The organism is Salinicola halophyticus, assembly GCF_003206695.1.
Classification (GTDB): domain Bacteria; phylum Pseudomonadota; class Gammaproteobacteria; order Pseudomonadales; family Halomonadaceae; genus Salinicola; species Salinicola halophyticus.
In genome coordinates this window covers 152520-174298 of record NZ_PZJN01000006.1, presented here as the reverse complement: position 1 = coordinate 174298, position 21779 = coordinate 152520, and the positions used below count along the sequence as shown (strand labels likewise).

The window sequence follows — 21779 nt, the reverse complement described above, 5'->3', positions numbered from 1 at the left end:
TAGCTGTCGGCGCCGCGAGCGTGTCGAAAGGCGCGTTCGCCGCTTTTGTGGAGAGATTCATGCGTTATTCCCTGTCACGTCAGTACCCGGCCACCCGCCTGAGGCGCCTGCGCAAGAACGACTTTTCCCGCCGTCTGGCCCGAGAAACGGCACTGACGACGGACGATCTGATTCTTCCCGTCTTCGTGCTCGAGGGGGAGAACCGGCGCGAGCCGGTCGCTTCCATGCCCGGCGTCGAACGCCTGTCCATCGACGAACTGCTGCGCGAGACCGAAGAGCTGGTCGCGCTCGGCATCCCGGCGATCGACCTGTTCCCGTTCATCCCGCCGGAAAAGAAGACCGTCGATGGCGCCGAAGCCTGGAATCCGGATGGCGTGATTCAGCGTGCGATTCGGGCGCTGCGCGAGCGCTTCCCGGATCTCGGCATCATCACCGACGTGGCACTCGACCCCTACACCACCCACGGCCAGGACGGGGTACCCGACGAGAACGGCTACCTGATCAACGACCGCACCATCGAAGCGCTGATCAAGCAGGCGCTCTCCCACGCCGAGGCCGGCGCGGACGTGATCTCGCCTTCCGACATGATGGATGGCCGGATCGGTCTGATTCGCGACACCTTCGAGCGCGAGGGGCTGCACGAGACGCAGATCATGGCCTATTCGGCCAAGTACGCCTCGAAATATTACGGCCCGTTTCGCGATGCCATCGGGTCCAGCGGCAATCTGGGCAAGGCCGACAAGTTCAGCTACCAGATGGATCCGGCCAACACCGACGAGGCGCTGCACGAAACCGCCCTGGACATTCAGGAAGGCGCCGACATGGTGATGGTCAAGCCGGGCATGCCGTATCTGGACGTGATCCAGCGGGTGAAGGAGTCGTTCGGGGTGCCCACCTTCGCCTATCAGGTCAGCGGTGAGTACGCCATGCACATGGCCGCCTTCGAGAAAGGCTGGCTGGATGCGGACAGCGTGATTCTGGAATCGCTGACCTGCTTCAAACGCGCCGGCGCCGACGGCATCCTAACCTATTTCGCCAAACGCGCCGCGCAATTGCTCAAAACCTGAGGTGCCGGGCGTGTCTGCCCCGGTACCGGAGATTCGTGATGACAGACTCAGGCACGCCAGACACGCCCAACGCTTCTGCCGACACGCTGCTGTCGGTCAGCGGTGAAGAGATCAACGCCGCGCCGTTGCGCGTCAATCGTACGCGCAAGGGCATTCATGCCAAGGCGACGCCCTCCTCTCAGGCGGATCTCGACGACCCTACGCTCTACTTCAACCGCGAACTGTCGCATCTGCAGTTCAACATTCGCGTGCTCGAACAGTCCCTGGATCCGTCGCATCCGCTGCTCGACAGGTTGATGTTCCTGCTGATCGTCTCTTCCAATCTCGATGAGTTCTTCGAGATCCGGGTTGCCGGGCTCAAACATCAGCTGGCATTGTTCCATGACGAAACCGGCGCCGACGGCATGACGCCCGCACGGGTGCTGGCGGAGGTCTCGCGCATCGGTCACGAACAGGTCGAGCGTCAGTATCGGATCCTCAACGATGTGCTGGTGCCCGCGCTGGAAGAGCAGAAGATCCGGTTTCGCCGGCGTGCTCAATGGACTCCCGAGCAGGCCTCGTGGGTGGCCGACTATTTCGAGGAGGAGATCGCGCCGGTCATCAGTCCGATCGGGCTCGACCCCTCGCATCCGTTTCCGCGACTGGTCAACAAGAGCCTCAACTTCATCGTCGAGCTCGATGGCACCGATGCCTTCGGTCGCGAGGGCGGCATGGCGATCCTGCCGGCACCGCGTTCATTGCCCCGGCTGATCCGCCTGCCGGAGACGCTATGTGAAGATGGCTTCACCGATTACGTGTTCCTGTCATCGATGATCCACGCCCACGCGCACGAGGTCTTCCCCGGCATGGAGGTGGAGGGCTGCTATCAGTTCCGGCTGACCCGCAATGCCGATCTGTCGGTCGATCCCGAGGAGGTCTCCGATCTGGCCTCGGCGCTGCGCGGCGAACTGCTGGCGAGGCGCTACGGTAGCGGGGTTCGGCTCGAGGTCGCCGACAACTGCCCCGACAGCCTGATCGATTTTCTGCTCAAGCAGTTCGAACTGGGCGAAGACGATCTCTATCGGGTCAATGGTCCGGTCAACCTGACACGAATGATGGCGGTGCTGGGAGATGTCCAGCGCCCCGATCTTCGCTACCGGCCGTTCACGGCTGGCCTGCCCAGGCCGGTGCGCGGCGAGGTCAATCTGTTCACCGCCATTCGCCAGGGCGATATCCTGCTGCATCACCCGTTTCAGTCATTCAGCCCGGTAGAGGATCTGCTGCGTCAGGCCGCGCGCGACCCTGACGTGATGGCGATCAAGCAGACGCTCTATCGCACCGGAGCTGACTCCTCGATCGTGGGCGCCCTGGTGGAAGCCGCACGTGGCGGCAAGGAAGTGACCGTGGTCATCGAGCTGCGGGCGCGCTTCGACGAGGCCGACAACCTGGCGCTGGCCTCCCGCCTGCAGGAAGCGGGCGCCATCGTCATCTACGGGGTGATGGCCTACAAGACCCATGCCAAGATGATGCATATCGTGCGCCGCGAGAAAGGCGCGCTCAGCCATTACGTCCATCTCGGCACCGGCAACTACCACGCCAAGACCGCCAAGCTGTATACCGACTACAGCCTGATGACTGCCAACGACGAGATATGCGACGACGTCCATAAGGTATTTCAGCAGCTCTCCGGCATGGGCAAGCCACGCAAGATACATACGCTGCTGCACGCCCCCTTCACGCTGCACAAGACGTTGGTCGAGATGATCGATCGTGAGGCCAAGCTGGCCCAGAGCGGCAAGAAGGCCAGACTCGTCATCAAGTGCAACGCGATCACCGAGCCCAAGCTGATTCGTGCGCTCTATCGCGCTTCGCAGGCAGGCGTGACCTGCGATCTGATCATTCGCGGGATGTGCTGCCTGCGCCCCGGCATACCGGGTATTTCCGACAATATCCGGGTGCGCTCGATCATCGGTCGCTTCCTCGAGCATACCCGCGTCTACTATTTCAATAACGACGGCAAGCACGAAGTGTGGTGCTCCAGTGCCGACGCCATGGAACGCAACATGTTCCATCGCGTGGAGACCTGCTTCCCGCTGCTGGACAAGAAGGTCGCGCAGCAGGTACGCAAGGATCTCGACACCTATCTGCTCGACAACTGCCAGAGCTGGGAGCTCGACACCGAGGGGCAGTACCATCTCCGCGATCCGGGCGAGGCCGAACCGATCAGCGCGCAGGAGACGCTGCTTTACGCCTACGCCAGCCAGACCTGAGCGCATCCCCGGTCATCGACCGGTAGTGGTGGTTGGCGGGTAGTGTTCAACCGACATGAGAAGGCCGGAGGCTAGCGCCTCCGGCCTTCTCTTGGCTGTCGCTTGCGGGCCAGCCCGACTCAGACCCCGACCTGGCCGCCATCCTCTTTCCAGATCGCCACCGTCGCCGCGCGCGGGCGGACCTTGCCGTCGGCAATCTTCGTCGCATCCTGACTCAGCGCGTCGCCATCTGCCGGCCAGTTGCCGGGATGCTGGATGTTGATGAACAACGCGGTGCGGTCCGGCGTGGCGAAGATGCCTGTCACCTCGCAGCCATTCGGACCCACGGCAAAACGCTTGAGCTGGTTCTGGTTGCCCGCATCGAGGACCGAGCCCGATCCATCACCGATAGCCAGCGCTCCTGGCACGACCGCCAGCAGCTGATCGTTGGTGTATTCGGCGACCGCGTTGTCGCTGTTGTCGGTCTGGAACCACAGGATGCCCTGGCCGTCGCCACGCTCGTCGTACCATAGGCCATCGGGGCTCGCGAACTGATTACTTTGTGTCAGGCCGGACCGATTCGTCTGGGCATCAGCATCGCTGCCGAACAGGAATATCTCCCAGGCAAAGCGGTTGTCCGGCTGCTCGCGCCAGCGAATGATATGGCCGCTCTCGTTGCTGGCCCGCGGGTTGGCAGCGTTGGTCGGCGCCGTCGCATAACCCACCCCTGAGGCCTCGAGCGCCTCGCCGTCGTTGGTGAAAGTGGGCTCGGTGCCGTCCGCGGTGCGTTTCGAGTTGTTGGTCAGCGTGAAATAGACCTCGCCGGACACGGGATCGACACTCGACCACTCCGGTCGATCCATCGGTGTCGCCCCCATCAGATCGGCGGCGTCGCAAGTATGAATGATGATCCCGGCAGCGTCGTCCGCCTCCAGCCCCAATGCCGCGGCCAGTGTGCGCCCTGAAGGTGTCAGGGCATCTGGCGTCAGCGCCAGCCACTCGCCCCGCCCATCCTCGTCGAAGCGCGCCACATAGAGCGTGCCCTCGTCGAGGTACTTGCTGCCAATCGTCAGACGATCCGTCTCGCTGCCCGGCTCGGGACCATCGGCGGGGTCCCACTTGGCGGCGCTGACGAACTTGTAGATGTACTCGTTGCGCGAGTCATGACCGGTGTAGAACGTCAGCGGCTCTCCGGCGCGCACCGGCCCCGGCCAGCAGCCCTCGTGGCGAAAACGCCCCAACGCCGTGCGTTTCATCGCCGTGGCCTGGGTATAGGGATCGATCTCGACCACGTAGCCGAAGGTCCGCGCCTCGTTGCGGTAGTCTTCGGTCGCCTCCCCCGAGCCGGGCGTGATGTCGAATCGCGCAAATTCGTCGTCCTGCTCGCCGTCGCCGGCCGCCGTCTCCCAGCCATAGCGTCCGCGGTCGGTCGGCAGCCCCAGCCGGGCGTCGTCGCTGAAACGCTCGCCGGTGTTGACGAACACTTCCGGCCAGTTCTCCTCGCAGGTCAGATAGGTGCCCCAGGGGGTATAGCCGTTGGCGCAGTTGTTGTTGGTGCCGCGCGTTCGAGTCCCGTCGGCGGAGTAGCGTGTCCTGACATAGTCGCTGCCCGCCACCGGCCCGGACAGAGGCATCGGTGTGGCGGTGGTGATTCGGCGGTTGTAGGGGGAATCGACCACGTGCGCCCAGCCGCCGTCATCCTGGCGCTGGATCTCGACGATGGTGACGCCGTGGGCGTTGATCTCGGTGCGCACTTCATCGGCCGGTCGAACGCCGTCAGGCCGGGTCGGGCCACCTTGCGGTGCCCATAGCGCATCCTGATCGATGTATTCGTTATTGAGCGCGAGCAGGAAGCGGCGCGAGCCGGTCTTCGAATCCAGCGGAAAAGCGTGCATGCCATCGTGGTGCATACCCACGCTGTTCGCCTGCTGCTGCGGCGTCATGGCGAGACTCTTTTGCCACTCGGTCGCATTGCCATTGAGCGGCGTTCCCCATGGAATCAGCACCTGGGCGCGATAGCCGGCGGGGACCACGATGGCATCGGTACGGGAACCGCGGACGGACTCGAACCCTAGCGCCAACGGCGACTTGTCCTGAGCCCAGGCACGCAGGCTACCGCCCAGGCCGAATCCCCCCATCATGGAAACGGCTGCCACTCCTAGGCCACCCTGCAGGATCTGACGGCGCGAAAGGTGGCGCTCGACAATGTCTGCGAATGGCGTGTTATGACTTTCGTTGTGAATGCGATGATCTTCGACTTCCCGACTCATGTCATATCCTCTCACTCATCACGGATGGATCGTCGTGACGAGGCTAAGCCGAAGATATGACGGGATGATGTCGATGACGTAACGCTGCAAGAGCCACCGGATCAGGCCTGGCGAAGTCGCTCCGCCACTCGTGTCAGCAGATTGTCGGTCGCTTCCCAGCCCAGGCAGGCATCGGTGATCGAGACGCCGTAGCGTAGCGTCGATGGATTGAGCGCCTGCTTGCCTTCGAACAGATGGCTTTCGAGCATCACGCCGATCAGGCTCCGATCCCCCGCCAGCCGCTGTTCCAGCACATCGAACAGCACTTCCGTCTGCCGTCGATGATCCTTGCGCGAGTTGGCGTGGCTGCAGTCCACCATCACATTGGCTTTGAGCCCGGCCTGCTCCATGGCGCGACGGCTGGCAGCCACGCTGGCGGCATCGTGATTGGGGCCGTCGTGGCCGCCGCGCAGCACCAGGTGGGTGGCGGGGTTGCCCGACGTCTCGATCATCGCCGGACTGCCGGCCGCGGTGACACCGAAATGGCGATGCGGGTGCGCGGCAGACTGCATCGCGGCAATGGCGACATCGACATTGCCCTGGGTCCCGTTCTTGAAGCCGACCGCCGCCGCCAGCCCGCTGGCCAGCTCGCGATGAATCTGCGATTCCGTGGTACGCGCGCCAATCGCCACCCAGCTCAGCAGATCCTCGAAATAGGCGCCGGCCATCGGCTGCAGTAGCTCGGTGGCCACCGGCAGGCCCAGCTCGGCGATGTCGCGCATCAGGTGTCGTGCCATGGCCAGCCCCGCGGCCATGTCGTCACTGCCGTCGAGGTGGGGGTCGTAGGCCATGCCCTTCCAGCCCACGGTCGTGCGTGGCTTCTCGACGTAGACTCGCATCACCAGCAACAGCCGGTCCCCGACCACCGCATTGAGCGCCGCCAGCCGTTCGGCATACTCCAGCGCCGCGACGGGATCATGCACCGAGCAGGGCCCGGTCACCACCAACAGGCGATCGTCTTCACCGTCCAGAATCGCCTGTATGGCGCGACGTTGCGCGCCGATCCGCGCTTCCAGCGCCGCACTCAGCGGCAGGCGTCGGCGCAGCTCGGCGGCCGTCGGCAACTCTCGCGAGCTGACGATGGGAGATGTCTCCGGTGTCGATGGGGCCGGTTTCAGTTCTGATGTGGCAGCGTCCATAACGATCTCATTCCAAAATAGAGTTCAAGAATCAGACCCGAAACGCGAGAACCCCCGGGTGGGCAGCCATCCGGGGGTTCTTGTTGCGAGGAGGCAGCCCGGTTCCGGGCGTGCCTCGCAGGTTCAGGTCAGTGTGACCAACCGGCGGGCACGCCAGTCCTAAACCAATAGCCATAACCAGAGAACGCGAACGCCATCGCACCGCCGCAAGCCTGGGCGGTGTCGATGAAACGTGAGTCGTGGCGTTCGGTCATGACTTTCTCTCGCAGAGAGTCTTCAAGTAAGTCGTGGCTCTATCCTAACGTTCCGACGCGTTTTGACAAGTCTTTTGAAGCGACGGGCTATCCCAACGCCATCCAGGCTTTACTTGTTCGACCCCGTTGGCGAGACTGGTGGACAAGAAAAAGAAAGCCTTTCAAGGAACTCCATGGCCTACCCGCCTCATGAAGTGCTGATCGACAATCTCCACGCCAGCGCCCGCGGCGATGGTCTTGCTTTCGAGAAACTCTATCGCGCGACCAGTCCGCATCTATACGCGCAGCTGCTGCGTATCGTACGTCAGGAAGCCGCCGCCCAGGACTGTCTGCAACTGGTCTATCTGCGTGTCTGGCAGGTGGCGGGGCAGTATGACGCCTCGCGGGCGCGACCGATGACCTGGCTATCGACGCTCACGCGTAATATCGGAATCGACTGGCTCAGACGCCAGCGCCCGCAGGAGGCGGACGGCGACGCCATCATCGATACCTTGCCGGGCGACTCCGACGTCGAGAGCGAGAGCGATATCAATCAGCAGGCAGAAACCCTGCAGCAGTGCCTGACCGAATTGACCACGCAACAGCGGCAGGCGCTGGAACTGGCGTTTTTCGAAGGACTGACCCACCACGATCTGGCGTCACATCTGACCAAACCGCTGGGAACCGTCAAGAGCTGGGTCCGGAGAGGCCTCGAGAGGTTGAAGGAATGCATGACACGTTTGGCTTGAACGATCCCGACGAGCGCGAGATGGCAGCCGGAGAATACGTTCTCGGCACGCTGGATCGCGACCAGCGCGCCGAATTCGAAGCGCTGCTGGCGGTCAGCCCGGGGCTACAGCACAGCGTGGATGCGTGGCGCGAGCACTTGCAGCTGCTCAACCAGCAGCTGGAGCCCGTCAAACCACCTTCGCAGCTGTGGTCCGGTATCGCCACGCGGCTGGGACTCAAGACCGGCCTGCTGCAACGGCTCGGGTTCTGGCGCGCATTCAGCGGTCTCGCGACTGCCGCGGCGCTGGCGCTGGCCTTACTGACATTGGCGCCGAAGGAGTCGGGCATGATGCCGGGCGAGTACGTGTTCGTGATCAATCAGCCCAGCGGCCAGACGGCGTGGATTCTCAACGCCACCTTCGACGGCAAGATGATGGTGCAGGCGGTATCGCCGGATCCGATGCCCGAAGGCAAGGGTGGCGAGCTGTGGATGATGGAAAATGGCACGCCGGTTTCGCTGGGCATGCTGCCGAGTCAGGGCGAAGCGACCATGCAGCTGCCCACCAAGATGCTGGGCTTGATGAAAACCGCCGATTTCGCCGTCAGCATGGAGCCCAGCGCCGGGGCGCCGGGCGGCAAGCCGTCAGGGCCGGTGATCGACGAAGGCAAGCTGATTCAGATCCGCAGCAACACCGTGTCGCTGTAGCGGAGCGGCACGGTCGCCTTGGCCGTCTGGTGAAGGGACGGGACGGCCGCCGCGATCTCGACGCAGCGAGACGCGCTCGTCAGCCGAGGTGGCGGCCGCCATCCACCGCGACGGTGGTGCCGGTGACGAAATCGTTGTCGAGGAGATAGCGCAGCGTCTGATAAACGACCCCTGGCCCCGGTACCCGCTGATCGCTGTCGATGCCTTCATCGCCATTGAGCATGACCAGGCCCGGCGCTATCGCATTGACCTGAATTCGGGGCGCAAACTGTACCGCAAACGACCGGGTCAGACTCTCGAGCCCCGCCTTGGTGGCAGCATACGCCGCCTGTCCCGCCGCACCACGCGCCGCCCCATGCCGAACGATGCTGTCGGTGATATGCACGATGTCGCACTGAGGCTCCTGACACGCTTCCAGCAGATCTCTGGCGTGCAGGTTGATCAGATACGGCGCCTGCATGTGGACCCGAAACAGTCGCTCCAGCGTCTCCCCCGCCGCCGCCGGCTCGGGATCCGACAGCCACTCACTCGCATTGTGAATGATGGCGCGCAGGCTGGCGGTAGTCTCGCGCAGCCGGGCGATAAAATCGTGTATACCCGCTTCGCTGGCGAAATCCGCCGCCAGCGTCACAGCCCCTCGCTGGCGTAACGCCTCCAGCGTATCGCGCTCGCGGCGATAGGTGACGATGACCGGGTGACCGTCGTCGAGCAGGCGCTCGGCACAGTGACGCCCCAAACGCTGAGCGCCACCGGTAATCAGGATCGGGGACTGGCTCATGGCTCTCTCTTCCTGAATGCTTCACCCTTCTTCGATGCCGCGCCCTTGTTCGATGCTGTGCCCTTGTTCGATGCTGCGCCCTGTTCCGATGTCGCGTGCGCCTCGCCCGGCGTCAGTGGCGCCTGGGCCGGGTCCCCCTCGGGCAGCGGCAGAAAGGGCACCCGTGGGGCATAGCTGAAGACGTCCGAATGCACCTGATGTTCCGCGAGACCCAATGGCGCCAGGGTGTCGACGCAGGCATAGACCATGCCCGGTGAACCGGCGATGTAGATCTCGAGGCCCGTGAGTGTCTCGAACGCTGCCGCCAGCGCCTCGTCAATACGCCCGCGATGCCAGTGAATGCCCGGCAGCGCTTCGAACTCGGTCTCCGCCGCCTCAACCACCGCATGAAAATGGACGTGCGAATACGTCCGAGCCCATTGCCGCGCCAGGGACTCGGCATACAGGTCGCGCCGCTCGCGCACTGCCCACCAGATCGAGATGTCTCTCTCGGGGTTCTCGGCCAATGCCGCTTCGACGATCGCCTTGAGCTGGGCAAAGCCGGTGCCGGCCGCGATCAGCAACAACGGCTGCACGCCTCCCGCCGGCAGAAAACAGTCGCCACTGGGCAGCCGCACCGACAATCGATTGCGATGGGTCAGCAGCTCACGCAGTCTCGCCGAGTGAGTGCGCTCCGGCCAGTGCTGGATATGCAGTTCCAACTGACCCTCACCATTGTCGGCGCAGGCAATCGAAAAAGGCACCCAGGTGCCTTCATGCAACTCTAGTTCCAGATATTGGCCCGGCGCATGGCTGATCGCCTCGACCCGCCCCTCGAGTACGACCCGAAATACATCGGGGGTCAGGTCTTCGACCGTTTCCACCTGGCAGGTCAATGTCCTGATCGTCATGTCCACTTCACTACTTGCCGTCATGCCGCCCCATCTTTGCTCGAGGTTCCCGTTCGCGCCGACGGCGCCGCGATATCGATACCGTAGCTCTCCCACCGCTCATCGACGCGCGACTTGACTGCCGGGTCCATGACGATGGGCTCGCCCCACTCGCGAGTGGTCTCGCCCGGCCACTTGTTGGTGGCATCCAGACCCATCTTGGAGCCCAACCCCGCGGTCGGCGAGGCAAAATCAAGATAGTCGATGGGCGTATTCTCGACCAAGACCGTGTCGCGGGCCGGATCCATGCGCGTGGTGATGGCCCAGATCACGTCTTCCCAGTTGCGCGCATCGACATCGTCATCCAGCACGATCACGAACTTGGTGTACATGAACTGGCGTAGAAAACTCCAGACCCCCATCATCACTCGCTTGGCGTGACCGGGATACTGCTTCTTCATGGTCACGACCGCCATCCGATAGGAACAGCCCTCCGGCGGCAGATAGAAATCGACGATCTCGGGAAACTGCTTGCGCAGAATCGGCACGAACACTTCATTGAGCGCCAACCCCAGCACGGCGGGCTCATCCGGCGGGCGACCGGTGTAGGTCGAATGATAGATCGGATCGCGACGATGGGTGATGCGCTCGACGGTGAACACGGGGAAGTTCTCGACTTCATTGTAATACCCGGTGTGATCGCCATAGGGCCCTTCGGGCGCCATGTCATCCGGATAAATGAAGCCTTCCAGCACGATCTCGCTCGATGCCGGCACTTCCAGATCGGCGTGACCGCACTTGACCAGCTCGGTGCGCGAGCCGCGCAGCAGCCCGGCGAACGCGTATTCGGAAAGCGTATCCGGTACCGGCGTCACCGCCCCGAGAATCGTTGCCGGATCGGCGCCCAGCGCCACCGCCACGGGAAACGGCTCCCCCGGGTGGGCCTGCTGCCACTCGCGGAAATCGAGCGCGCCACCGCGGTGGCTCAACCAGCGCATGATCAGCCGATTCCGGGAGAGCTTCTGCTGGCGATAGATGCCCAGGTTCTGGCGCGTCTTGTGCGGCCCCTTGGTCACGACCAGCGCCCAGGTCACCAGCGGTGCCACATCGCCCGGCCAGCAGTGCTGAATCGGCAGGCGATCCAGGTCGACGTCCTCGCCCTCGAACACGACCTGCTGGCAGGGCGCCGAACGCACCGTCTTCGGCCCCATGCTCATGACCTGCTTGAAGATCGGCAGCTTGTCCCAGGCATCCTTGAGCCCCTTGGGCGGGTCCGGCTCCTTCAGGAAAGCCAGCAGCTTGCCGACCTCCTGCAGCGCCTCGACGCTCTCCTGCCCCATGCCCAAAGCGACGCGTTCGGGAGTCCCGAACAGGTTACCCAGCACCGGCATCTCGCTGCCCTTGACGTTCTCGAACAGCAGTGCGGGACCGCCGGCGCGCAGCGTGCGATCACAGATCTCGGTGATCTCCAGATACGGGTCCACCTCGACACTGACCCGCTTCAACTCACCACGCTGCTCCAGCGCCGCGATGAAATCCCGCAAATCGTGATATTTCATGACGTTGCCCGTATCCACTGTCCAAGAACGCAAAAAGGGCAGCATAACATGCTGCCCTCCATTTTCTGCTTTGCCCCGAATATCTCACGAAGCGTTGAAAGTTGGCTGAGCGAACGAAGATGAGACAAGGCGGAAAATCGCGAAAGTGCTGAATTTACTGGAGTAAATGAGCAGCTTGAGCGATTTTCCAACGCAGTGTCATCGAGTGCAGCCAGCCAGAATCAACGTCTTTTCATGGCTTCGAAGAATTCCAAGTTCGTCTTGGTATCCTTGAGACGATCGATCAGGAATTCCGTCGCCGCCACATCGTCCATCGGATTGAGCAGCTTGCGCAGGATCCACATCCGCTGCATCTCTTCCTCGGAGGCGATCAGATCCTCGCGACGCGTACCGGAACGACGAATGTTGAAGGCCGGGTAGACGCGGCGCTCGGCCAGCTTGCGGTCGAGGTGGGCTTCCATGTTGCCGGTACCCTTGAACTCCTCGAAGATCACTTCGTCCATCTTCGAGCCGGTATCGACCAACGCCGTGGCGATGATGGTCAGACTGCCGCCCTCTTCGATGTTACGCGCCGCACCGAAAAAGCGCTTGGGCTTCTCGAGCGCATGGGCGTCGACACCACCGGTCAGCACCTTGCCGGAAGACGGCACCACGGTGTTGTAGGCACGCGCCAGACGAGTGATGGAGTCGAGCAGAATGACCACGTCCTTCTTGTGCTCGACCAGACGCTTGGCCTTCTCGATGACCATCTCGGCGACCTGAACGTGGCGTGCCGGCGGCTCGTCGAAGGTCGAGGCCACGACTTCACCACGCACCGTCCGTGACATTTCCGTCACTTCCTCGGGGCGCTCGTCGATCAACAGCACGATCATGTGACATTCGGGATTGTTGCGCGTGATCGAGGCCGCGATGTTCTGCAGCATCAAGGTCTTGCCGGCCTTGGGCGGCGACACGATCAGGCCGCGCTGGCCCTTGCCGATCGGTGACGTGAGGTCGATCACGCGGGCGGTGATGTCCTCGGTGGAGCCATTGCCGATCTCCATCGGCAGACGTTCCTGCGGGAACAACGGCGTCAGGTTCTCGAACAGGATCTTGTGCTTGGCGTTTTCCGGCTTGTCGAAGTTGATCTCGTTGACTTTCAACAGCGCGAAGTAGCGCTCGCCTTCTTTCGGCGGACGGATCTTGCCGGATATCGAGTCGCCCTTGCGCAGATTGAAACGACGAATCTGCGACGGCGAGACATAGATGTCGTCGGGGCCAGCCAGATAGGAAGAATCCGCGCTACGCAGGAAACCGAAACCGTCCTGCAGAATCTCCAGGACGCCATCGCCGTAGATGTCTTCGCCGCTCTTGGCGTGCTTCTTCAGGATGGCGAAGATGATATCCTGCTTGCGCGAGCGAGCCAGATTATCGATACCCATTTCACGGGCGATATCCAGCAGTTCAGGAACGGATTTTTGCTTGAGTTCGGTTAGATTCATGAGTTCGTCAAAGATGGCTCGTGTCGCAGGCAATGACTTTTGCCGAGATAGAAAAGGAGGACAAGAGGCGGTCGATTCAGACGCCGCGCGGCGCGTTCAGTCGTCCCAGGGGTCATACATTTCGCATGGCCTCTCGGCGCTACGTCGAAACAGGCCGGGTACCGACTTGCCATGTCGCGAGGATGCCGGGAGAGCGATTTGATTCGCCTGCAATCTCACGGAAAGAGTCATCCGGGAGCGTTGTCACTGTCCAAAGATCGAAACTGGCCGATGATTGGGACTGGGATTGACTGACGACTTGGGGGACCGCGAGGCGGTCGAGAAGCATTCGGAACAGGTGAACGTCCAGATGGTAGACAAGCTATCTGCCGAAAGCAAGCCCCCCAATAGCGACCGTGCACGGCCATCGCCAGCGGGTTCGATCAATTGCGCGTACTTTCTTCGCCGATTTGCAACAGCTGTGCTTCCGACAGTGCACCAACCCGTGTGAGCCGGGGCTCGCCCTCGATGAACAGGATCAGCGTCGGCGTCCCCTTGATCCCGTATCGCTCGGCCAGTGCCGGTTCACGATCGACATCGACCACGCCCACCGCCAGATCACGAATCGGCCCTGCTGGCGCGGAGGAGAGGCGGGACAGCAAGGTCTCGCAGGGCTGACACCAGTCGGCGACGAAAACCGCAAGCCACGGTATGGCCCGTTCCTCGCGTTGACGCTCGAAAGCCTCGTTATCCAGATGGCGTCGCTGTGGCTGCATGAACTCGTGTCTCTATCGATGGACATCCCTCTGTCGCCAGCATGCCCGCCGCGCGGGCGATTGACAAGGCCGGACGCCCCCCGCAATCTTGGCTCATCCAGCGCTGTCGCAGCGTTCGCCGAGAACGCTGCACAATCGGACGACACGCCGCAGCCACCCATTTCATGACCGTTTTCGAGGACGCCACGCCATGAGCGGGAAGTCGACCGCCAACGACGAGACGCGGCGCCTGGCCGCGATCGATCTCGGCTCCAACAGCTTTCACCTGTTGGTCGCCAACTATCAGGACGGCCAGCTTCAGGTCGTCGCCAAGATGGGTGAGAAAGTCCAGCTCGCCGCCGGCCTCGACGCGGACGAGAACTTCACCGACGCAGCCATGGCGCGGGCCCTGGCCTGCCTGGAGCGTTTCGCGCCTTTTCTCGACGGCGTCCCTGCCGCCAACCTGCGAATCGTCGGTACCAACGCCCTGCGTGCGGCCTACAACGCCCGCCAGCTGATCGATCGCGCCGAGGCGCTGATCGGCCATCCGATCGAGATCATCGGCGGGCGTGAAGAAGCGCGCCTGATCTATCTGGGCGCGGCGCACGCGCTGGCCGAGGTTCACGGCCGACGCCTGATCGTCGATATCGGTGGCGGTTCCACCGAATTCATCATCGGCGAGGACTTCGAGCCCCAGGCGCTGGAAAGTCTTCACATGGGCTGTGTCGCTTATACCGGCACGTTTTTCGCCAACGGCGAACTCAGCGAGAAGCGCTTTCGGCGCGCCGAGATGGCGGCGATGTCCGAACTGGCCAATATCCAGCGACATTACTGCCAGCTGGGCTGGCAGGATCCGATCGGTTCCAGCGGTACGATCAAGGCGGCGGCCGCCGTCATCGGCGCCAGGGGCGATGGCGATGCCACGCTGATCGAGCGCGACGCACTGATGAAGCTGCGCAAGACCCTGATCGGTTTCGGCAATCTGGACAAGGTCGCGATGGACGGCCTGAAGGAAGATCGCGCGCGGGTGTTCCCCGCCGGCATCGCGATTCTGTGTGCCGTATTCGAGGCCTTCGACCTCAAGCGCATGCGCTACTCCGATGGCGCGCTGCGCGAAGGCGTGCTGTTCGATCTGATCGGCCGTAGCACGCCCGAGGATTCCCGGCGCCATAGCATCGAATCCCTGATGCGACGCTACAGCGTCGAGACGGCCCACGCCGACCACGTGGCGCAGAGCGCCATGGCGGCTTTCGATCAGGTCCGCGATGGCTGGTCGCTGAGTGAAGAGCAGCGTCTGTTCCTGTTCTGGGCGGCCCAAGTACACGAAATTGGTCTGGCAATCTCCCATAGCCAGTTCCACCGCCATGGCGCCTACCTGCTCGAATATTCCGATTTGACCGGTTTCTCCCGCCCCGAACAGCAGGCGCTGGCGTTTCTGGTTCGCGCTCATCGGCGTAAATTCGCGCAGAAGGAGCTCGAAGCGCTGCCCGATGCCGTACAGCTCACCTACCAGCGGCTGGCGCGGCTCTTGCGGCTGGCCGTGATGCTCAATCACGCTCGCCCGGAACAGGCCCCCGTCGACTTCCAACTGATCTGCGACGGCGACAATCTGCATTTGCGGCTGCCCGACGCCAAACCTCAAGCACTGCTGCTCAACGATCTCGAACAGGAAGCCGCCTTTCAACAGAGTGCCGGACTGACGCTGACATACAGCCCGTGACGTCGATCTAGCGCGTCTGACACCAGCCTTGCGCTGACGCAACGCCGAGCGCCGCTACCAGTTCGTCGCCAAACCACACCAGTGGCAGGCGATCCCGCTGCCACGGCGGGACGCCGGCTTCCTGCAGCAGGCGCTTGAGATCGCGCCTGCCACGCCCGGCCAGACAGAGACGTTCGCCGCCCTGGCGCAGGCCGACCCGCAGCGACGTTGTCGTGCCACCTCGAGCCGGCTGTAGCACCCAATAGTATTGCCCCCAGGGGGTTTCCAGCGGCGAGACGCCATCCCAGGTCGTCTGCCAGGACAGATCGATCGGTGACTGGGGCGCCAGCAAGTAGAGATGATTCCGCCACAGCCGGGCTTCGCCCCCGGCCCAGACAAGCGATGGCAGACGATCTGCCGCTGCCGTGGTCAGCTGACGTTCGAGCTCGACCAGGCGTGCCGCCGGCGGCGCCGGCAAATCCAGGCGCTTGAGCGCGTGACGAATCAGCAGGCGTCGACGCGAAGAGACAAGCCCGCGCAGCGTCGACAGCCGCAGGCAGCCGGGATCGCCCCCCGCCTCAGCCAGGTCGATCTCGGCCAGCTGTCCCAGCAGCTCGTCGGTCTCCTGCAGATGACCGGCGCTTCGTGCCAGTGCCTCGGCAGCGCCTGGCCAGCGTTGTCGCAACGGTGCCAGCACGCGGTGACGCAGATAGTTGCGATCGAACCTTACCTCGGCGTTGGTGGGATCTTCGCACCATGCCACGCCACGGCGTGCCGCCTCCCGTGCCAGCTCGGATCGCGCCAGACCCAGCCAGGGACGCTCGACGGCGAGGCCTCGCCACTGACGCACTACAGGCATGCCCGCCAGGCCACGTACGCCGCTGCCACGAAGCGTCGCCAGCAGGAGCGTTTCGGCCTGGTCGTCGGCATGCTGCGCCAGCCAGAGGCGGTCACCGGTAGAGAGATGACGGGAAAATGCCTGATAACGCGCGTCGCGGGCGGCGGCCTCGATTCCTTGCCCCGCCGGGCTGACGGTAACCGAGGCAACGACCAGTGATACGGCCAGCGAATCGCACAGCTCGCGACAGTGGCTTTCGAAGTCGCCCGCCGCCGCCTGCAGATCGTGATTGACGTGAATCGCCCGCAGATCGACGCCGCGCTGGCGCGCCAGCGGTGCCGCCACGCTCAGCAGCAGAGAAGAGTCGAGACCACCGGAGAGTGCCACCCAGACGACACGCCCCGACACATGACGTGCCAGGGCGCTATCAATGAGATCTTCGAGGGAAGGTCGCACGGCGGACTCCTACGTGCTGCGGCAATGATGCTAGGCCTCGAAAATAGAGCGAGATTCTCTTGGGAACTTGACGATCTAGAGGGCTCGCCCCAAGCGAAGCCCCACAAGACGAAAACCGGCGAGGCAGCGGAGTTGACGTGGGTGTCAATGAGCATGCCGAGCCGGTATGACTCGCTACGCTCGCCCGCCGGGCCGGCCTTCGGCCGCTGTCTTTGCTGCGCTCCGACTCAACGCCGTGTGGGCGAGCGCAGGAAGAGCCGTCAAGCGGCTGGAGCGCCGTAACTCATCAGGCGCTGATACCGGCGCTCCAGCAGCGTCTCGGTATCCATCGCCCGCAACCGATCGAGACTGCCCGTCAACGCGTCCTTGACCCGATCGGCCGTCTTGCGCGGATTGCGATGCGCGCCGCCCAGCGGCTCGTCGATCAGCGAATCCACGAATCCGAGCTCTTTCAGACGCGAGGCGGTGATACCCATCGCGTGAGCCGCTTCAGAGGCCTTGTCGGCGCTCTTCCACAGGATCGAGGCGCAACCCTCCGGCGAGATCACCGAATAGGTGGAGTATTGCAGCATCTGCAGCTCGTCGCAGACGCCGATGGCAAGCGCCCCGCCGGAGCCGCCCTCGCCGATCACGGTGGCAATGATCGGCGTTTTCAGCCGCGACATCACTGCCAGATTGTAGGCGATCGCTTCGGATTGCCCCCGCTCCTCGGCATCGATACCGGGATAGGCGCCGGGCGTGTCGATGAACGTCAGTACCGGCATCTTGAAGCGCTCGGCCGTCTCCATCAGTCGGCACGCCTTGCGATACCCTTCAGGCCGTGGCATGCCGAAGTTGCGCCGCACTTTCTCTTTGACGTCACGCCCCTTCTGGTGGCCGATGACCATCACTGGCTTGTCGTCGAGACGTGCCACGCCACCGACCAGAGCGGCGTCGTCGGAGAAATGACGATCGCCATGCATCTCGTCGAAATCGGTAAAGACGCTGGCGAGATAGTCGAGCGTATAGGGGCGCTGAGGATGCCGCGACAGCTGCGTCACCTGCCAGGCGGTCAGATCGCGAAAGATCTGCTCGGTGAGTTTACGGCTCTTCTCTTCGAGCTTGCCGATCTCGTCACTCAGGCTGATGCGGCTATCGTTACCGACCAGACGCAGTTCTTCGATCTTGGCCTGGAGTTCGGCAATCGGTTGTTCAAAGTCTAGATAGTTGGGATTCATAGAGCTTCTACTGTGATCCTGGCAGGCTTCGATTTCTGAAACAGAGCGGATTTCTGAAACACGGGCGACTGGCGTGCCGCGAAACGAACTATTATCGCACCTTCATGCGTGTTCGCAAGGAGGCACCCTACCGCCACACGTTAGCCACCCCGATAGCGAAGCGCGACTTTTTCGTAACCTTCGACGCCGCGAAGCGCGGTCATCAGTTCATCGCTGGGGGAGACCTTCCAGTTCGGCGCCAGCTCGAAACAGCCGCTGGCCTCGGCATTACGGTAGCGCACCCGCACCGGCAGACCGGAGTCGCTCAACCATGGCGAGAGGCTATCGTGCAGGGATCGAGAGAACCGGCCGTTGAGCTGAGCACCGTCGACGCAGAGCTCGACCGCTTCACCGAAGCGGGCACGGGCGTCGGCCATCAGCGTGATGTCCTTGCTGCGAAGACGCAGGCCACCGGAGTAGTCGTCGCTGGACACTTCCCCCTCAACGATCAGCACCTGCTCGGCCGTCAGCTGCCCGCGGACCTGATCGTACATCTCGCCGAACAGCGAGGCCTCGATCCGCCCGGTGCGGTCATCCAGCGTGAGGAAAGCCATGGTATCGCCACGCTTCGATTTCATGGTGCGCATTGCCACCACCAGCCCGGCCACGCGCTGCGGCTCGCGGGAGGGCTTGAGATCGACGATCCGGGTCGCCACGAAGCGCTTCAGCTCGTGTTCGTACTCGTCGATCGGGTGGCCGGTGAGATAGAGGCCAAGGGTATCCTTCTCCCCGGCCAGACGCTCCTTGTCGCTCCAGTCGCGGGCATGGCGATAGTCAGCGTAGATGTCGCCATCGTCGACGGGCTCGGCGAAAGCCTCGCCAAACATGTCGATCATGCCCAGGTTCTGGTTGGTCTGGTTCTGCGATGCGGCCTTGATCGCGGCCTCCAGAGAAGCCGCCAGCACCGCACGCGACGGGCCCAGCGTATCCACCGCGCCAGAGCGAATCAGCGCTTCGAGGGTGCGCTTGTTCATGCGCTTGCCGTCGATGCGACGACAGAAGTCGAACAGGTCCGTGAACTCGCCGCCCGCCTCGCGCGCTTCGACGATAGCGCCGATCGGCCCCTCGCCGACGCCGCGAATCGCGCCGAGCCCGTAAACGACCTGACCGCTCTCGTCGACGGTGAATTTGTAGGCACCGACATTGACGTTCGGCGGCGTCACCGTCAGCCCGAGATGCCGGCACTCCTCGATCAGCGGCACGACCTTGTCGAGGTTGTCCATCTCGGTGGAGAGCACCGCGGCCATGAACGGGCCGGGATAATGCGCCTTGAGCCAGGCGGTCTGGTACGACACCAGGCCATAGGCCGCCGAGTGCGACTTGTTGAAGCCGTAACCGGCGAACTTTTCCACCAGGTCGAACAGGTTGCCGGCCAGATTCTTGTCGATGCCGTTGTCGGCACAGCCGTCCATGAAGCCCTGGCGCTGCTTGGCCATCTCCTCCGGCTTCTTCTTGCCCATGGCGCGGCGCAGCATGTCGGCCTGGCCGAGCGTGTAGCCGGCCAGCACCTGGGCGATCTGCATCACCTGTTCCTGATACAGGATGATGCCGTAGGTCGGCTCCAGCACCGGCTTGAGCAGTTCGTGCTGATAATCGGCGCTGGGATAGGCGAGCTCGGCGCGGCCATGCTTGCGGTTGATGAAGTCGTCCACCATGCCCGACTGCAGCGGACCGGGACGGAACAGCGCCACCAGCGCGATCATGTCCTCCAGCGAATCCGGCTGCAGACGTTTGATCAGCTCTTTCATGCCGCGGGATTCGAGCTGGAAGACCGCGGTGGTCTCGGCCTTCTTGAGCATGTCGAAGGTCGGCTTGTCGTCCAGCGGGATGGTGCTGATATCGAGCGGACCCACATCGTCGCGGGCGCGCACTACATCGACCATTTCCAGCGCCCAGTCGATGATCGTCAGCGTACGCAGGCCGAGAAAGTCGAACTTGACCAGCCCGGCGTCCTCGACGTCGTTCTTGTCGAACTGCACCATCAGGCCGGAGCCATCCGGGTCGCACAGCAGCGGCGAGAAGTCGGTCAGCTTGGTCGGCGCGATCACCACGCCGCCGGCGTGCTTGCCGGTGCCGCGCGTGATCCCCTCGAGCTTGAGTGCCATCTCCCAGATTTCGGCGGCTTCCTCGTCGTACTCGAGATACTCCTTGAGCTGCGGCTCCTGTTCGATCGCCTTGGCCAGGGTCATGCCGACCTCGAACGGGATCAACTTGGAGAGCTTGTCGCCCATCGAGTAGGGCTTGCCCTGGGCACGCGCCACGTCACGCACCACCGCCTTGGCGGCCATGGTACCGAAGGTGACGATCTGCGAGACCGCATCACGGCCGTAGCGATTGGCCACGTAGTCGATGACCCGATCGCGTTTCTCCATGCAGAAATCGACGTCGAAGTCGGGCATCGATACCCGCTCGGGGTTGAGGAAGCGTTCGAACAGCAGATCGTATTCCAGCGGGTCGAGATCGGTGATCTTGAGCACGTAGGCGACCAGCGAGCCCGCCCCGGAGCCGCGTCCCGGCCCCACCGGGATGTCGTTGTCCTTGGCCCACTGGATGAAGTCCATCACGATCAGGAAGTAACCGGGGAACCCCATCTTGAGGATGATATCGAGCTCGAAGTCGAGCCGCTCGCGGTAGGCGGGCTCGTGCTCGGCCAGCGACCGGCCCGGATAGATCGGCGTGTCGCCCGCGAACAACGTGTTCAGGCGGTCGGTGAGGCCGTCATGGGAAATCTTGCGGAAGAATTCGTCCTGGGTCAGCCCCTCGGGGATCGGATATTCGGGCAGGAATATCTCGCCCAGGCGCACGCTGGCGCTGCAGCGCGCCGCGATCATGACGCTGTTTTCCAGCGCCTCGGGCACGTCGGCGAAAAGCTCGGCCATCTCTTCCGGGGTCTTGAGATACTGCTCTTCGCTGTAGCGTCGTTCGCGCCGAGGATCTTCCAGCGCCTTGCCCTCGCCGATCGAGACGCGCGTCTCGTGGGCCCAGTAGTCCTCACGCTGGAGAAAGCGCACGTCGTTGGTCGCCACCACCGGCGTACCGCTCTCGCCTGCCAGCCTGACCGAATGGTGCACGCACTCCTCGTCGTACTGGCGACCGGTGCGCTGCAGCTCCAGGTAGAAACGGCCGGGAAAGTGCCGGCACCACTCCTCCAGCAGCTGGCGCGCGGTGTCGATATGCTCGGCGATCAGAAAGCGTCCGATCTCGCCTTCGCGGGCGCCGGAAAGGGCAATCAGCCCTTCGCTCTGCTCGAACACCCAGGACTTGTCGAGGATCGCCATGTTCTGGCGCTGGCCCTCGGTCCAGGCGCGCGAGATCAGCTCGGTCAGATTGCGGTAGCCGGTATCGTTCATCGCCAGCAGGGTCAGCCGATAGGGATGGCTCTCGTCGTGGGCGTTGTGCAGCCACAGGTCGGCACCGATGATCGGCTTGAGCCCGGCGCCCTGGGCGGCCTTGTAGACCTTGACCAGGCCGAACAGGTTGGTGTCGTCGGTCACGGCCACCGCCGGCATGCCGGTCTCGGCCGTGGCCTTGATCAGCGGCTTGAGGCGGACCAGGCCATCGACCAGGGAGTATTCGCTGTGGACACGAAGGTGAACGAAAGGTGTTGTCATGACGAACTCGAGTCAGGCGGCGAATGAATTCAGACGTTGGGTACAGGATTCCGGCGTGCTGGCGGGCACCGGATGACAGACGACGAC

15 protein-coding genes are annotated in these 21779 nt (G+C 63.3%); 5 read left to right on the top strand and 10 right to left on the bottom strand.

Translation table 11 applies throughout. The features are described 5' to 3' along the window. Positions 1 to 59 precede the first annotated feature (59 nt). Complete coding sequence (hemB, locus tag DOM58_RS08650) at positions 60 to 1067, top strand: porphobilinogen synthase (RefSeq protein ID WP_075561105.1); 1008 nt, start codon at positions 60 to 62, stop codon at positions 1065 to 1067. A gap of 38 nt (positions 1068 to 1105) precedes the next feature. Then, positions 1106 to 3316, top strand: coding sequence for a polyphosphate kinase 1 (ppk1, locus tag DOM58_RS08645; protein ID WP_110692518.1), 2211 nt, complete (start codon positions 1106 to 1108; stop codon positions 3314 to 3316). Positions 3317 to 3435: 119 nt separating this feature from the next. On the opposite strand, the gene DOM58_RS08640 is transcribed toward ppk1, so the two are convergent. Together DOM58_RS08640 and DOM58_RS08635 are read right to left on the bottom strand one after the other, a co-directional pair. After that, positions 3436 to 5565 carry a PhoX family protein gene (locus tag DOM58_RS08640; protein WP_110692517.1) on the bottom strand — a complete coding sequence of 710 codons (2130 nt, stop codon included), beginning with the start codon at positions 5563 to 5565 and terminating at the stop codon, positions 3436 to 3438. A gap of 101 nt (positions 5566 to 5666) precedes the next feature. Beyond that, positions 5667 to 6743: a 3-deoxy-7-phosphoheptulonate synthase gene (locus tag DOM58_RS08635; RefSeq protein WP_110692516.1), complete on the bottom strand. Its 1077-nt coding sequence runs from the start codon at positions 6741 to 6743 to the stop codon at positions 5667 to 5669. Positions 6744 to 7170: 427 nt separating this feature from the next. On the opposite strand from DOM58_RS08635, the gene DOM58_RS08630 reads away from it, so the two are divergent. After that, positions 7171 to 7725 (top strand): sigma-70 family RNA polymerase sigma factor, encoded by a 555-nt coding sequence (locus DOM58_RS08630; RefSeq protein WP_075561101.1) that lies wholly within the window; start codon positions 7171 to 7173, stop codon positions 7723 to 7725. Continuing rightward, positions 7704 to 8411, top strand: a complete 708-nt coding sequence (locus DOM58_RS08625) for an anti-sigma factor (protein ID WP_110692515.1) — start codon at positions 7704 to 7706, stop codon at positions 8409 to 8411. Before DOM58_RS08630 ends, DOM58_RS08625 begins: the two co-directional genes overlap by 22 nt. 79 nt (positions 8412 to 8490) lie before the next feature. Here the strand turns inward: DOM58_RS08625 and folM are convergent, their stop codons facing one another. The 5 genes from folM to DOM58_RS08595 all read right to left on the bottom strand — a co-directional run bounded on the left by folM (position 8491) and on the right by DOM58_RS08595 (position 13853). Then, positions 8491 to 9189: a dihydromonapterin reductase gene (gene folM, locus DOM58_RS08620; RefSeq protein WP_075561099.1), complete on the bottom strand. Its 699-nt coding sequence runs from the start codon at positions 9187 to 9189 to the stop codon at positions 8491 to 8493. Further along, entirely contained in the window at positions 9186 to 10103 is a 918-nt protein-coding gene (locus DOM58_RS08615) for an NAD(P)H-flavin reductase (protein ID WP_342588586.1), read from the bottom strand. Before DOM58_RS08615 ends, folM begins: the two co-directional genes overlap by 4 nt. After that, entirely contained in the window at positions 10100 to 11617 is a 1518-nt protein-coding gene (gene ubiD, locus DOM58_RS08610) for a 4-hydroxy-3-polyprenylbenzoate decarboxylase (protein ID WP_075561159.1), read from the bottom strand. Before ubiD ends, DOM58_RS08615 begins: the two co-directional genes overlap by 4 nt. 221 nt (positions 11618 to 11838) lie before the next feature. Then, the gene (rho, locus tag DOM58_RS08600) at positions 11839 to 13098 is read right to left on the bottom strand and encodes a transcription termination factor Rho (RefSeq protein ID WP_075561097.1); all 1260 of its coding nucleotides are present in this window, start codon (positions 13096 to 13098) and stop codon (positions 11839 to 11841) included. Positions 13099 to 13520: 422 nt separating this feature from the next. Beyond that, entirely contained in the window at positions 13521 to 13853 is a 333-nt protein-coding gene (locus DOM58_RS08595; protein ID WP_110692512.1) for a thioredoxin family protein, read from the bottom strand. Positions 13854 to 14043: 190 nt separating this feature from the next. On the opposite strand from DOM58_RS08595, the gene DOM58_RS08590 reads away from it, so the two are divergent. Then, on the top strand, positions 14044 to 15552 hold the full coding sequence (locus DOM58_RS08590) for a Ppx/GppA phosphatase family protein (RefSeq protein ID WP_110692511.1): 1509 nt from the start codon (positions 14044 to 14046) through the stop codon (positions 15550 to 15552). Between the two features lie 7 nt (positions 15553 to 15559). Here the strand turns inward: DOM58_RS08590 and tilS are convergent, their stop codons facing one another. The 3 genes from tilS to dnaE form a co-directional block, all read right to left on the bottom strand. Continuing rightward, positions 15560 to 16825 carry a tRNA lysidine(34) synthetase TilS gene (tilS, locus tag DOM58_RS08585; protein WP_110692510.1) on the bottom strand — a complete coding sequence of 422 codons (1266 nt, stop codon included), beginning with the start codon at positions 16823 to 16825 and terminating at the stop codon, positions 15560 to 15562. 260 nt (positions 16826 to 17085) lie between these two features. Beyond that, positions 17086 to 18042, bottom strand: coding sequence for an acetyl-CoA carboxylase carboxyltransferase subunit alpha (locus tag DOM58_RS08580; RefSeq protein ID WP_075561093.1), 957 nt, complete (start codon positions 18040 to 18042; stop codon positions 17086 to 17088). 140 nt (positions 18043 to 18182) lie between these two features. Further along, positions 18183 to 21692, bottom strand: a complete 3510-nt coding sequence (dnaE, locus tag DOM58_RS08575; RefSeq protein WP_075561092.1) for a DNA polymerase III subunit alpha — start codon at positions 21690 to 21692, stop codon at positions 18183 to 18185. Positions 21693 to 21779 lie beyond the last annotated feature (87 nt).